Below are 14165 nucleotides of genomic sequence, written 5' to 3'. Positions count from 1 at the left end.
CCAGCGGCGGACAGAACATGCCGCAAGGTCGGAGGTCACACGGGCCAGGATAGGAGATGGAGGATGATCGCGGTGGGGGAAGCCAGGGAAAGTGACGCTGCCGTGGGCAGTGATGCTGAAGGCCTGAACGTCGACGTGCTGATCGTCGGCGCCGGCATTTCCGGGATCGGGTCGGCATTCCACCTGCAAGACCAATGCCCGGGCAAGAGCTATCTGATCTTGGAGGCCAAGGAGTCCTTCGGTGGCACTTGGCACACCCATCAATATCCGGGCGTTCGCTCGGACTCCGATCTCTACACCTTCGGCTATCGATTCAAACCGTGGGTCGGCGCGCCGATCGCGAGCGGATCGGAGATCCTCAAATATCTGAATGAAGTGATCGCCGAGAACGGCATCGACAAGAACATCCGCTACGGTCACCGGATCACCGCCTGCCACTGGTCCAGCGCGCAGAACCGCTGGACTGTCGAGGCGCTCAGGCTCGCCGACCATGTCCCGGTCGTGCTGACCGCCCGCTTTTTGTGGATGTGCCAGGGCTATTACGATCACGAGCGGCCCTACGTCCCCGATTGGCCGGGGCGTTCAACCTATGGCGGCGTCTTCCAGCACGCCCAGCTTTGGGATCCCGCAACCGACTGTGCCGGAAAGCGGGTGCTCGTCATCGGGTCCGGCGCAACGGCGGCCACGCTCGTCCCCGCGCTTGCGAAAGAGGCGGAGCACGTCACCATGCTCCAGCGATCGCCGACCTATTTCTACTGCTCGCCAAACCGCAACGAACTGGCCGATCGCCTGCGCGAAATCGGCATAGACGAGCCTACTATTCACCGCGTGGTCCGCGCCCAGATCAGCCATGATCAGGACGTGATGACGAGGCGCTGCATGGAGGAGCCGGACACGGTCTTCGAGGAGTTGAAGGCGGCAATCCGCACCTATGCCGGCGAAGATTTCGAGATCGGGCCGGAGTTCACGCCCAAATATCGCGTCTGGCAACAGCGTCTGGCGTTCTGCCCCGAGGGCGACCTCTTTCAGGCGGTTCGCGACGGCAAGGTGGACGTCGTCACCGACCAGATCGAGCGCTTCACTGAAAAGGGTGTGGTGACGATGTCGGGTCGAGCGATCGACGCCGACTTGATCATCGCCGCAACCGGCTTCCGCCTGCTGATGATGGGCAACATTTCGTGCGACGTGGACGGGCGCCCCGTCGATTGGCACGAAACGGTCACCTACCGGGGCATGATGTTTACCGGCGTGCCGAACATGGCCTGGGTCATGGGCTATTTCCGCGCGAGCTGGACGTTGCGCGTGGATCTGCTCGCCGACTTCGTCTGCCGGCTTCTCCGGCACATGGATGAACAGGGCGCCGAGCGCGTCGAGGTTCAGCTGCGACCCGACGACGCCGGCATGCCATTGCTGCCCTGGATCGACAGCGAGAACTTCAATCCGGGCTATCTTCTCCGCGGCCTCGATCAGATGCCTCTACGCGGCGACAAGCCCGAATGGATGCACAATCAGGATTATTGGCGCGAACGCGAAGAGATCCCGGCGATCAACCTGGATGGCCCCGAATTCCGCTACGCGACGTGACCGCCCGGGCCGGGATCGGACTGGGTTGCGGCAGGAGCGAGCACTCGCGTCGCGCCCAGCGCCACTGCCGTCAAAGTGGCCCGGTGGCGGCACTGCGGCGCCAGGAGGGGAACTGGCCGCTCCCTCTCCCTTCGAGGCCGGAAAACGGCCGAACTACTCCGATGGCAGGCCGGCCGCGAACCAGTCGCGGCCACTTTCGCCCGCTCTATCGTCCCGCCGGAACGGCTTACTTGACCCCGATCGCCGCGGCGTCGGGCCGCCGGGAATCGGCCGCGCCCAGGAAGCGCTCGCCGTCCACCATGATCGATTGGGTGCTGCCCATCGTGTTGGATGGCCGCACCTTGTGCCCGCGCGCTTCCAGCAGCGGCACGATATCGGGCGAGAAGCCTTCCTCCAGTTCCAGCGGCGCGTCGCCGCCGCCTTGGTTCACCCGCGGACGCTGCGCCGCTTCAGCGACGTTCAGGCCGTGGTCGAGCACGTTCGACAGCAATTGTACCATGGTTGCAATGATATAGCCGCCGCCCGGCGTACCCGTGACGAGCCACGGCCGATCGTTCTTGAAGACAATGATCGGTGTGATGGTCGACCCGACCCGCTTGCCCGGCACTGGCAGCGTGGCCTTGTCGTCCCCCGAACGGCCCCAGGCGAGATTGCCCATCGAGTTGTTGAGCAGCACGCCGGTCCCAGGCACAACGACATGCGCGCCGTAGGAGGCTGACAGGGTATAAGTGTTGCTCACCGCATTGCCGGCCGCATCGGCGATCGAATAATGCGTCGTGTCCTGGCTCTCGTACGGATAAGGATTGCCATCCGTGGCCTCCTTCGCCCCCAGCGACTGACCAGGCCGGATCAGCTTGGCGCGCTCGGCGGCATAGGCCTTTGACGCCAATCCCTTGGTCGGCGAACGCCAGTCCGGCCCGCCGCCCACAAGGCGGCGATCGGCCGACACCAGCTTCATCGTTTCCGAGAGAAGATGGAGGTTCGCCACGGAGCCCCAACGCTGTTCGCGAACCGGGAAAGTCTCCAGGATGTTCATCGCTTCGGCAACGCTGACGCCCGAGGCGGTTGGCGGCATGTAGGCAATCTTTTGCCCGCGGTAGCTTGACCAGATCGGTGCCGAGACGATGGCGCGATAACTCGCCAGGTCCTGCGCGTCGATCACGCCGCCCCCGGCCTTGATCCCCGCCGCCATCCGCTCGGCCAGTGGTCCGGTATAGAAGCCGTCGCGCCCCTTGGCGGCGATCACCTTCAGCGTCGCAGCAAGGTCCGGCTGCTTCCAGCGCTCGCCCGGCGCATACGCGCTGCCATCGGGCTTGAAGAACATGGCGAGCGCGGCCGGATCATCGGCCATCGCGGCCTTCTGATCGGCATTCGCCTTGGCTTCGTCGTCGGATAGGATGACGCCCTGTTTTGCCATCGCAATGGCCGGCGCGATCAGCTTACCCCATTGCATTGACCCAAAGCGCTGGTGCGCTTCCCAAAGGCCAGCGACGGTGCCCGGGATTGCCGCGCCCTTCATCGAATAACCCTTGGCAGGGTCGAAGCGACCGTTGGCCCCCAGCAGCAGGTCAGGCGTGGTATGCCGGCTGGCCTGACCGTAATAGTCGATCGCAATGTCCTGCGCCGGCTTGCCGTCCTTCGCGGCCATATGAACCAGCATATACCCGCCGCCGCCAATGTTGCCCGCGCGCGGCAGGGTCACTGCGAGCGCGAAACCCATCGCAACAGCCGCGTCCACGGCGTTGCCGCCCTTGCGCAGGATCTCCGCACCGACCCTCGATGCGATGATGTTCTGGCTGACAACCATTCCCCCGCGACCGATCACGGGCTTGTGGATCTGGTCGTAGGCAACGATGTCCCCGCCCGTCCCGGTGCGGGAGGGCGGTTTGCCCTCCTGCGCCACGAGCGGGGTGGCAAGCGCGAGAAGCGCAGCGGCGGCGGCGATGCGGCGCATCAGAACGTCGACCGCAGGTTGGCGTACCAGTAGCGGGCATAGGGCGTGTAGAGCGAGCCCAGGAATCCGCTCGTCGCCAGCGGCGGCTGCTTGTCCGTCAGGTTGCGCACGCCGATCCGGAACCGATGCTGCCCCTCGCCGTGGCTGCGGTCGCCGAATTCCACCTGGCCATACAGGTTGATCGTGGTGCGAGCGTCAACCCGCCACGGCACGCCGTTCACGGTACCGTCCGTGTCATCCACGTCGCTGGTGTAGCTGGTGAACGTGCCAATCTGGAATGGGCCCGAGGACCAAGTCAGCGATCCGCTGACACGCCATTCCGGCTTGCCGTTCTGGCGAACCAAATCGCCGCCGTCGACGATGACGATCTCGCGGCTGATCGTGCCCGCAGCCCGCGCGTCAATCAGCGTCTGCACGCCCGGGGACGGGGTGAGGAAATAGGTCTTCAGATACGCCGCGTTCACATTCGCGACGATCTTGCCAATGCCGAAATCGCGCACGCGCCAGTTGAAGCCGAAGTCCCAGCCGGAGACGGTCTGCGGCTGAAGGTTCTGGTACTGGTCGTTGACGAACTGCACGCGGCCCACGGGTGCGATCCCGCTGCCCATGAACAACGCGACGTCGTCTGCTGTCGGTGCCAGACGGACTACGTTCGGATCGCTCGAGCCGCCAACCCGCAGCAGATAGTCGTTGATGAGCGCATTGGCCTCACCAAAGATGCCGACGATATCGCGCTGCTTGATGTTCCAGTAATCGGCGGTCAGCGTGATCCGGCCCACCGCATCATCGAGGAAGCTGGGCTGAAGCACCACGCCTGCGGTCCAGTTGGTGGACTGCTCCGGCTTCAGATCCGGATTGCCCGCGCGCTGCGCGGTGGTCGCGAAGCTCTGGGTGCAGTTGGCGAACGAGCTGATAGCGCCGGTGCGCACCTGGGCTTCGCAGCGGATCGGGTCGAGCCGCGTGTTGGAACGCGTGACGAGCTGCGCGTTGACCTGCTCCAGGTTCGGGGCGCGGAAGCTCTCGGCGTACGATCCGCGCAGGCGGATGCCGGGCACGATGTCCCAGGCGCCGGCAATCTTCGGCTTGGCGACCGAGCCCGCGTCCGAATAATGCTCGAACCGTCCCGCCAGCTGGAGTTCCAGCCGGTTGACCAGCGGGATGTTCATATCCGGCGACACCACCGGAACCGCAGCCTCGACATAGGCGCCGAACACGTCGCGGCGGCCGCGGGTGTCGGGCGAGTTGCTCGTGCCAACCAGGTCGGACGGGTTCACGAAGCCGGTCACGCTATCGCGGAACTGGATCGTCCCGTCGACGCGCGGGTCGCGGTCGTCAAGCTGGGTTTCGCGACGCACTTCAACCCCGAACGCGACGCCCAGATTGCCGCCCGGAAGGGCGAACAGGTCGGACTTCGAGCCCTTCAGGTCAGCCAGCGCGAGGGTCGCCTTGCTGCGACGAGTCGTGGTGATCCGGATCGCGTCGATCGCTGCCTGGTTCGACGGCGTCGTATCGGCGAGGCTCGGCGACACCAGGTTGGCGCCGTTGAAGGGATTGTATGCGTCCGGCGTGGCGAGGCCCAGCTGACGCTGCAACAGGGTGGCGCTGACGCCCGTCGATGTGTCGGTGACGACGGCTTCGGAATACAGCGCCGCGCTTTCGAAATCGATGCCGAACAGGTTGAAGCGGACGCCGGCGAGCGCACGCCACTGCTCGTTATCGACCTTCACGATGTTCGGGCCGAAATCGGAGAAATTATAGCTCGTCAGCGTCAGGTCGAGACCGGCTGCTGGCGTATTAAGCCCAGGGATGCGGCCTGCGCTGCCGACGGCACCGAATGGATTGTAGTAATTGCTGGCCGGGATCACGATCGGTCCCGCCGCCAGCGTGCCCGGCGAGCTCTGGATGCTGTCGGTCGACGCCTGATAATAGCCGGCCTCCCCGAACAGCTCCAACGAATCCGTCAGCTCATAATTGGCGTTGGCGAACAGGTTGTAGCGCTCGACCTTGGGCAGGATCGTCCGGTTATACGCCTTGGTCTGATCGAAGCGCAGGTTGCGATCGCCTTGAGCGGTATTGTTGCCATCGTCGATGCAGATGCCGGGATTGGACGGGATCGCCGCAGAACAGCCGCCATTCGCCGTGGGCTGGATATGGAACACGCCGGCAGCGCTGGTCACCAGCGCGCCGGTGGTGCCGACACCCTGACGCACGGGCACGCCGCCGCGGGTGGTGAACACACCCCAGGGGGTGATCGTTGAGCGGCCGTCGACCAACGTCGACCCTGCCAGTGGCGTGCCGGCGAACAACGGGCTTTTGTCGTCCGATGCCGTGTAATCCTGATCCGCCGCCCGCATCATCGTACGGGATTCGCGCGAGGCGAAGAGGGTGATATTGCCGCGATCGCCCAGCTTCGTGCCGGCCAGCAGGTTCAGGTTCGTTTCCAGCAGGCTGGTGTCCTCAGCGAAGCCGACCTGGCCTTCCACCTGCACACCTTCGAAGTCGGACTGCAGCACCGTGTTGACCACCCCGGCGACGGCGTCGGAGCCGTAGATCGCGGCAGCGCCGTCACGCAGAACTTCCAGACGCTCGATGCCGAAGGCGGGAATGGTGTTGCTGTTGACGGTCAGCACGGGAACGAGGTTCTCGTTCGCCCGGCTGGTCGGGTGATTGACGACGCGGCGACCGTTCAGCAGCACCAGCGTGTTGCCGACGCCGAGGTTGCGAAGGTTGACCGAGCCGACGTCACCCCGTGCCGCGTTCGAGCTGTTGGGCAGGTAGCTGGCGTTGAAGGTCACGTCACCCAGCTGCGGGATCGAGCGCAGCAATTCGTCGCCAGAGGTAGCGCCGATTGCCGCGAAATCCTCCTGGCCGACCACGGTGACCGGCAAAGCGGCCGCAACAGAGCTGCCGCGGATCTGGCTGCCGACGACCACAATGTCCTCTGCCGGTGCCGTATCGTCGCCCTGGACAGCTGCCTCCACAGCCGCGGTCGACGCCGCATTGTCCGATGTCGCCTGGGTTTGCGCAACAGCGGAGCTGGCGATGGCTAGTGAAGCAAAGGCCGTAGTCGCCAGAAAAGCGCCGCGGTTGATCATCGATATACCCCCTGAAAGTCTCTTTTGGATGCTCCCGCATCCACCACCAAAGTTGGTCGTTTGCCGCCGCACGCCTGCCTCGCGTTGGAACGGAGATCGCCGGCCGCACCACTTCGTTAGGCGCGCCTGCATAAGCATGGCAGATTGTTCCACAACCGACGTCCCACTTATCGTTATATAACCGTGGGGCATCCCACCGTGCATCGCGCAGTCGTGAAGTAACGCTGATACGTCCATGCGGCGGATGTGCCGGGCACCTGTCGCGCGGCACGACGCTCCCGGCGACTTACATCGCCAGTTCAGAGCAGGTCGCCACGATACCGGGAAGTCGCCAGATGGCTTTTCGCGAGCGCCATTCTCAGTGGTCTCACCTGGACGTCGCCAGTCTCCTCTCCGATGCCGCGACGTCATCACCGGCGGACTTCTTCATCAGGAAAGGAAACAAGCCGCGATGGGGCCTGAACACCTTCAGTGCCTCCCGGAATATTCAGAACGCCGCGATAGTCCTGGAAGGTCCCGGCAAGCCGATGAAGCCGGGCCGATGATCACCTCCGAATGTATCGGAAGTACCAGACTTCATGCCCTTGCCGGCGCGCCTTGCGTTCGTAGCGGGTCTCCGGCCAGTCCTCCGGCCGTTCCAGAAAATCGGTCGGCCGCTCGGCCAACCAGGTGAAGTCCTGCCGCTGCGCCATCACCATCATCGACCAACGGCAGTAGGTCGGGTCGTCGGTACCAAGGCGGAACTCGGCGCCCGGCTTCAGCTTGGACGCGATCAGGTCCAGCGGTCCGTGGTTCATCATGCGCCGCTTCGCATGGCGCGCCTTGCGCCATGGATCGGGATGCAACAGGTACACGGCATCCAGCGACGCGTTCGGCAGCCGCTCCACCACGGCAAGCGCATCGCCCATATAGAGCCGCACGTTGCCAAGCGAGCCGTCGCGAATATGGCCGAGCGCCCCGACGACGCCATTCAGGAAAGGTTCGCAGCCGATGAAGCCGGTGTCCGGCCGTGCACTCGCCTGCCCCGCCAGATGCTCACCGGCACCAAAGCCGATTTCCAGCCGCAGCGGCCGATCATCGCCGAACAATCGAGCCGCGTCGACCGGCCCCTCTTCGGGCACCGCCACCTTGGGCAGCAAATCTTCGACAAGCGCCGCCTGTCCCTTGCGCAGCTTGTGGCCCTGGGCACGCCCATAAAGCCGACGGATGGTAGCGGGATCGTTCATCGGCGCGGGCGATAGCGCCACTCCGGCGCGGAGCAAAGCTGCACCAGCATCGTTCACCGTCAGCGATGGGAAAGAACAAGAAAAAGGCGAAAAGGATCGCCGAGGCCGAGCATGAACTGGTGGGGTCGGTCGCCGCTGCTGCTGAGCACAAGCCGGTCGCGCTTCTGGGCGCCGCAAGCGAGATCGCAGACCAGCCGCCTCTTGTCGCCCTCTCCGTCGCAACGATCGCGGCCGGTCTCATCCTTCGCCGCCGAGACATCACTCGGACGGGGGCGCGGATGCTGCTCGCCCATGCTCTGGCAACAGGAGGGAAGACCATTTTGAAGCGATCGATTGATCGCTCCCGCCCTGCTCGCGCGCTCCTCGACGGCGAGGCAAAGGTCGGCGCGGGTAAAGGCGCCGATGATACTGAGTTCAATTCCTTTCCGTCAGGCCACACCGCCGGGGCCGTGAGCGTTGCGGAGGCTGTCGCGCGCACCGCGCCGCGACTGGCCTGGCCCGCCCGGTCCGGGGCGGCCGCCGTTGCCGCGGTGCAATTGCCCCGAGGTGCGCATTATCCGACCGACGTGGCGATTGGCGCCGTGATCGGCTGGACGGCGGAGCGGCTCGCGGATGCTATCATCGATGCGGCCGAACGCGGGTTCAATCGGGTTCGCGAGCAGCGGCTGGAAAGTACCGCATTGGCGCTCGCAGAGGCGCATCCCAGCTAGGAAGCGCGGTGGGCTGCTACAGCCCAGTTCCGTTTTGCGCTGGTCAGACGGGACAGCGTTTCAACGCCGATGGTTCACCCCGGCTGTCTCCAGCCGAGGTGAGAACCAGGCTTCGATCAGGCCAGTGCGGCCTTCAGATCATCGACGAGATCCAGCTTCTCCCACGGGAAGAAGTCACCATCCGGGTTGCGGCCGAAATGGCCATACGCGGCGGTACGCTCGTAGATTGGCTTGTTGAGGCCCAGGTGCAGACGGATGCCGCGCGGCGTCAGGTCGCCCAGCTTCTCGATCCCGGCAATCGCAGCCTCGATCTTATCGTCGCCCACCGATCCGGTGCCATGCGTGTCGACATAGAGCGACAGCGGCTTCGCAACGCCGATCGCATAAGCGAGCTGGATCGTGCAGCGCTTGGCGAGACCGGCCGCGACGATGTTCTTCGCCAAATAGCGCGTGATGTACGCCGCGGAGCGATCGACCTTGGTCGGATCCTTGCCGCTGAACGCGCCGCCACCGTGCGGGCTCGCACCGCCATAGGTGTCCACGATGATCTTGCGGCCGGTCAGGCCAGCGTCACCGTCCGGGCCGCCGATCTCGAAGCTGCCAGTCGGGTTGATGTGATAAACGGTCGCGTCGGACAGCAGCTCGGCGGGCAGGACGTCTGCCACCACCTTCTTCACATAAGCGTGAAGCTCGGCTTCCTGGTCACCCTTGTCATAGCCCTTCGCGTGCTGCGTCGACACCACGATGGCGGTGCACGCGACCGGCTTCCCGTTCTCGAAGCGCAGCGTCACCTGGCTCTTCGCGTCCGGCTCCAGGAACGGTGCCGCGCCCGAATGCCGGTCCTGCGCCATGCGGTGCAGGATGCGGTGGCTGTAATAGAGCGTCGCCGGCATCAGATCCGGCGTCTCGTCGCATGCGAAACCGAACATGATGCCTTGGTCGCCGGCGCCTTCGTCCTTGTTGCCGCTCGCGTCCACACCCTGCGCGATATGGGCCGACTGGCCATGCAGGTTGTTCTCGAAGCGGAAGGTCTGCCAGTGAAAGCCGTCCTGCTGATAGCCGATGCGCTTCACCGTGTTACGCACGGTGGCCTCGATCTCTTCCTGAGCGCCCGGCGCCCAGGCGCCATTCTCGTACACGCCCTTGCACCGGATCTCGCCAGCCAGAACGACGAGCTGGGTCGTCGTCAGCGTCTCGCACGCAATGCGCGCTTCCGGATCCTTGGACAGGAACAGATCGACGATCGCGTCGGAAATCTGGTCCGCCACCTTGTCCGGATGACCTTCGCTGACGGATTCACTGGTGAAAAGGTACGATTGGCGCATGGTCACTCCGCCTGAGCTTTGATGAGATAAGGATATAAAGATAGCTTTATATGCCTATCGTCACCGGCGACGAATGGCAATGGCCGTGGCGCCCAGCAGAATGGCAACGATCGCCGCCAGCCAATTGCCCAGTCGCGAGAAAAGCGTGGGGGGAGCTGGCGCGGGAAGCGGTACCTCGATCGCGCCGGCTTGCTCATGCGGAACGGTGGCGATCAACGTCCCGTCCGCGGCGATGACGGCGGAGATGCCGTTGGGGGTCGCGCGGATGACCGGCAGGCCCTCCTCGATGGCGCGCATCCGTGCCTGGGCAAGGTGCTGCGGCGGCCCCCATTTGCCGAACCATGCGTCATTGGAAGGGTTGAAGATCATGCGCGGGCGCTGGCTCCGGTCCACCACCTGCCCCGAGAAAATGATTTCGTAGCAGATCTGGATGCCGATCGCGCCGAAGCCGGGGATATCGAGCGCGCGTGGTCCAGGCCCCTCGGCAAAGTCCATTGATCCCGGCACCAGCCGGTCCAGCCCCAGCCGCTTGAGCAGCCATGGCATCGGCAGATATTCGCCATAAGGCACCAGATGCGCCTTGTCGTAACGCTCCTTGCCCAGGCGGGCGCGTGGATCGACCGCAAACACTGAATTGGTGGCAGTTACCGCATTGCCGGCCTTGTCGAACTGCAAGGCGGTGCCGCCGGTCAGTAGCATGTCGCGCGGGCCCAACAGCCGGGCCATGCGCCAGCGCAGCCAGAACGGGTCCGTCCCATAGGCATAATCGGGATAGCCGTCTTCGAGGTAATCGCGGATCACGCCCTCCGGCCAGACGATCAGCCGAGGTGCCGCCCCTGGAGCGCCCGACAGTTGAGACAGCTTGGCGAGCATCATCTCGCCGTCGCTCTCGCCACGTGCGTCCTGTGGCACATTGGGTTGCACGACCCGCACGCGCGGCTGATCGGCAGTTGCCGAACTCCCCGCCGGGGGCGTGCCATAACTCAGCCATTGCGCACCCAACAGCGCCAGCACGACCGCTCCAGCGCCGGCGAGCGGCACGGGGCGACGCGGAACGAGCAGCAGGAGCCCCGTCAGCAATACCGTCAAACCGGACAGGGCGTAGGTGCCGACCAAAGCCGCCACCTGCGCGATCGGCTGCACCGGTATCCAGATCACGCTTAGCGGATCCCAGGCGTAGCCGGTGAACATCACGCTGCGCAGCCACTCACTGACTATCCACGCCGCGGCAAAGGCGAGCACGTAGCTTGCCGTGATCCGGCTGCCACGCATCCGCCAGGCAAGCCCGCTCGCGAGCGCCGGATACACCGCCAGGTAGAGAGCCAGGGCAATCGGCGCCGCATAGCCAAGCACCGGCGGCATCTTGTCCTGGAAATCGAATGCGTGCTGAAACCAGTTGTTGTTGATCGTGAAGTGGCCCACGCCGAAGGCCCACCCACGCCAGAGAGCCGCCTTCATGTTCGGGGCGCGATGCACGATCAGCATCCACGCGGCGACACACGCGATCGTCAGCCACCACCATTGCAGGGGCGCAAAGCCGCACGCCGCAATCGCACCAAGAACAAGAGATGTAAGCGCCGGCCGACGCGTAGGGAAAGACAAGGCCATTGCCCCTCCGCTATCAAATAAGCCCCGCCAGAGGGAGAGGCACGACAAGGAATCTTGAGCCGGCCAGTAGCGTCTCGATGCCACGGCTCCGCAACTTCCGGTGCTGGGCGCCTTGTTTCGCCGCCCCTTTCCGGGGCACGCAAGGATGGTGTATCACGACGGCATGACACTTCGCCCCTTCCACCTCGCCTTTCCCGTCCATGATCTCGCCGCAGCCCGCGCCTTTTACGGTGACGTGCTGGGCTGCCGGGAGGGCCGCTCGAGCGACCGCTGGATCGACTTTGATTTGGGCGGCCATCAGATCGTCGCTCATCTCGACGAAAGCGCGCGCGCCGCAGGCGCCAGCAATCCTGTTGACGGCCATGACGTGCCCGTCCCCCATTTTGGCGTGGTGCTGACCATGCCGGACTGGGAAGCGCTCGCCGCTCGCCTGGAGAAGGCCGGGATCAGCTTCGGGATCGCCCCGCATATCAGGTTCAAGGGTCAGGCGGGGGAACAGGCAACGATGTTCTTCCGCGATCCGTCCGGCAACGCGCTCGAGTTCAAGGCGTTTGCCGACGACGCCCAGCTCTTTGCCACGGAGCTCGCGCCCAAGGAGAACGCCCAGTGACTGCTCCGATCGAGGTCGACATTCCCCACCGTCTCGGCACTGCGGCCGCAAAGGAACGCATCGGCAGCAGCTTCGGCAAGCTCGCCGATTTCATCCCCGGCGGCGCTGTGACCGAACACCGCTGGGACGGGAATTCACTTCACTTCACGGTTGAAGGGCTCGGACAGCGGGTGGGCGCGCGCCTCGACGTCAGCGACGCAAACGTCCACGCCGTCTTTGAGCTTCCGGCCTTCCTGGCCATGTTCTCGGACAAAATCCGCGCAAAGCTTCAAAAGGAAGCGCCCAAGCTGCTCGAATAGCCGGCGGCGCATTATCGGATTGCCGGCTGGCCGGGGCGACACGAACACGCGCGCCGCCGGCTAGCCGATCCGGTTCAGAACAACAGAGTCAGCGCGTAAAAGGCTGCACCCACCGCCGCCGAGCAGGGGATCGTGATGATCCATGCCACCACAACGTTGCTCGCGGTGCCCCAGCGAACGGCGGAGGTCCGCCGGGCGACGCCTGCGCCGATGATTGCGCCGGTGATCGTATGGGTTGTCGACACCGGAATGCCCATTGCGGATGCGGTGAACAGCACGATCGAACCGCCCGTCGAGGCGCTGAAGCCCTGATGCTGGGACAGCTTGGTGATCCGCGATCCCATCGTTTCAATGATCTTCCATCCGCCCGAAAGCGTGCCGAGACCGATCGCCACATAGCAGCTGATCGCCACCCAATGCGGCACCTCGAATTCGCCGGAGAGATAGCCGGTCGAATACAGCAGCACCGTGATGATCCCCATTGTCTTCTGCGCGTCGTTGAGGCCGTGGCTCAGCGAATAAGCGGCGGATGAAACGAGGTGTAGCGCGCGGAAGCTGGTTTCGGCCTGCCGCGCGGTGGAGCGCCGCAGCGCCCAGCTGCTGGCCAGCATCACCAACATGGCAAGGATCATGCCCAGCGTGGGCGAGATCACGATGGCCACCAGCGTCTTGGTCAGGCCGCCGATGTGAACGCTATGAATGCTGGCATGGGTAACGCCGGCTCCCACCAGCCCGCCCACCAACGCGTGGCTGGATGAGGAAGGGATGCCCTTCTGCCAGGTCACGATGTTCCAGAACATGGCACCGCCAAGCGCGCCGAAGATCACGGCTGGGGTGACGACGTCCTTGTCGATCAAGCCCTTACCGATGGTTTCCGCCACGGCATGCAAGCTTGGCACGGCAAGCGTCACGAAATACGCCGCAAAGTTGAAGAACCCGGCGAAGACCACCGCCTGGACGGGCGACAGCAATCGGGTGGCGACCACGGTCGCAATGGAATTGGCCGCATCATGCAGCCCGTTGAGGAAATCAAACGCCAAAGCCAGGACGATCAGTCCGATCAGCAGCGGAAGAGCAAGCTCATGCATGTGAGGCTGGATCGCTCAGGCGTGGTCGATGACGATGCCGTCGATCTCGTTCGCCACGTCCTCGAACGCGTCGGAGATCTTTTCGAGATGCTTGTAGATCTCGCGCTCGACGACGAACTGCATCGCGTCGCCGCCGCGGTAATGTTCGAACAATCGCTTCAGCCCCCGCTCGTGCATCGCGTCGGCCTCGCCTTCCAGCTGGACCAGCCGCTCGGTGAGCTGGTGGATCCGGGGCCCGTTACGCGCGACGTCGCGCAGCAATTGCATGGCTTCCACCGTCACGGCGGCCGCTTCGGTCATGCTGCTCGCCATTTGATGCATGTCCGGCGTGAAGCTGCGCACGCCGTACAGGCTGACGGCCGTAAGCGCGGCGTCCATCGCGTCAATGGCGTCGTCCATGGATCCGATCAGGTCGCTGATCGCGCTTCGATCGAACGGCGTCAGGAAGGTGATGCGTACGGTCTGGAGCACCGTGCGGGTAATATCGTCCGCCTGATGTTCCAGGTCCTTCACCTCGGCGATGACCTGTTCGGGATTAGCATCGCCGGCGAACAGCCGGGTGGTCGCTTCCGCCGCGCGCAGCGTCACTGCTGCATGCGCATCGAACAGCTCGAAGAAATTGCCGCGCTTCGGAAGGAGGCGCTGGAACCAGGCGAACATCAGAAA

Annotated in this window: 12 protein-coding genes; 5 read left to right on the top strand and 7 right to left on the bottom strand. The window is 64.5% G+C overall.

What is annotated here, in order from left to right; all coding sequences use genetic code 11:
- The first annotated feature begins 63 nt into the window (after nt 1-63).
- Nucleotides 64-1584 carry a flavin-containing monooxygenase gene (locus tag LK535_RS00130; protein WP_227769881.1) on the top strand — a complete coding sequence of 507 codons (1521 nt, stop codon included), beginning with the start codon at nt 64-66 and terminating at the stop codon, nt 1582-1584.
- 226 nt (nt 1585-1810) lie between these two features.
- On the opposite strand, the gene ggt is transcribed toward LK535_RS00130, so the two are convergent.
- Nucleotides 1811-3538 carry a gamma-glutamyltransferase gene (gene ggt / locus LK535_RS00125; RefSeq protein ID WP_227769880.1) on the bottom strand — a complete coding sequence of 576 codons (1728 nt, stop codon included), beginning with the start codon at nt 3536-3538 and terminating at the stop codon, nt 1811-1813.
- On the bottom strand, nt 3538-6633 hold the full coding sequence (locus LK535_RS00120; protein ID WP_227769879.1) for a TonB-dependent receptor domain-containing protein: 3096 nt from the start codon (nt 6631-6633) through the stop codon (nt 3538-3540). Before LK535_RS00120 ends, ggt begins: the two co-directional genes overlap by 1 nt.
- Before the next feature lie 335 nt (nt 6634-6968).
- On the opposite strand from LK535_RS00120, the gene LK535_RS00115 reads away from it, so the two are divergent.
- Nucleotides 6969-7178, top strand: a complete 210-nt coding sequence (locus tag LK535_RS00115) for a hypothetical protein (RefSeq protein WP_227769878.1) — start codon at nt 6969-6971, stop codon at nt 7176-7178.
- Here LK535_RS00115 and trmB read toward each other — a convergent pair whose 3' ends face one another.
- On the bottom strand, nt 7179-7859 hold the full coding sequence (gene trmB / locus LK535_RS00110) for a tRNA (guanine(46)-N(7))-methyltransferase TrmB (RefSeq protein ID WP_227769877.1): 681 nt from the start codon (nt 7857-7859) through the stop codon (nt 7179-7181).
- A gap of 65 nt (nt 7860-7924) precedes the next feature.
- On the opposite strand from trmB, the gene LK535_RS00105 reads away from it, so the two are divergent.
- On the top strand, nt 7925-8569 hold the full coding sequence (locus tag LK535_RS00105) for a phosphatase PAP2 family protein (protein ID WP_227769876.1): 645 nt from the start codon (nt 7925-7927) through the stop codon (nt 8567-8569).
- A 116-nt stretch (nt 8570-8685) separates the two neighbouring features.
- Here LK535_RS00105 and metK read toward each other — a convergent pair whose 3' ends face one another.
- Entirely contained in the window at nt 8686-9894 is a 1209-nt protein-coding gene (metK, locus tag LK535_RS00100; RefSeq protein ID WP_227769875.1) for a methionine adenosyltransferase, read from the bottom strand.
- 60 nt (nt 9895-9954) lie between these two features.
- Nucleotides 9955-11502 carry an apolipoprotein N-acyltransferase gene (gene lnt / locus LK535_RS00095; RefSeq protein WP_227769874.1) on the bottom strand — a complete coding sequence of 516 codons (1548 nt, stop codon included), beginning with the start codon at nt 11500-11502 and terminating at the stop codon, nt 9955-9957.
- Nucleotides 11503-11665: 163 nt separating this feature from the next.
- Between lnt and LK535_RS00090 the strand changes: the two genes are divergently transcribed.
- Complete coding sequence (locus LK535_RS00090; protein ID WP_227771013.1) at nt 11666-12112, top strand: VOC family protein; 447 nt, start codon at nt 11666-11668, stop codon at nt 12110-12112.
- On the top strand, nt 12109-12411 hold the full coding sequence (locus tag LK535_RS00085) for a polyhydroxyalkanoic acid system family protein (RefSeq protein WP_227769873.1): 303 nt from the start codon (nt 12109-12111) through the stop codon (nt 12409-12411). Before LK535_RS00090 ends, LK535_RS00085 begins: the two co-directional genes overlap by 4 nt.
- 74 nt (nt 12412-12485) lie before the next feature.
- Here LK535_RS00085 and LK535_RS00080 read toward each other — a convergent pair whose 3' ends face one another.
- Both LK535_RS00080 and LK535_RS00075 read right to left on the bottom strand, forming a co-directional pair.
- On the bottom strand, nt 12486-13499 hold the full coding sequence (locus tag LK535_RS00080) for an inorganic phosphate transporter (protein ID WP_227769872.1): 1014 nt from the start codon (nt 13497-13499) through the stop codon (nt 12486-12488).
- A gap of 15 nt (nt 13500-13514) precedes the next feature.
- Nucleotides 13515-14159 (bottom strand): DUF47 domain-containing protein, encoded by a 645-nt coding sequence (locus tag LK535_RS00075; RefSeq protein ID WP_227769871.1) that lies wholly within the window; start codon nt 14157-14159, stop codon nt 13515-13517.
- Nucleotides 14160-14165 lie beyond the last annotated feature (6 nt).

The sequence above is a fragment of the Sphingomonas sp. IC4-52 genome (assembly GCF_020707225.1).
Taxonomy (GTDB): Bacteria; Pseudomonadota; Alphaproteobacteria; order Sphingomonadales; family Sphingomonadaceae; genus Sphingomonas.
The sequence above is the reverse complement of the archived record's forward strand: the minus strand, read 5'-3'. Positions and strand labels throughout refer to the sequence as shown.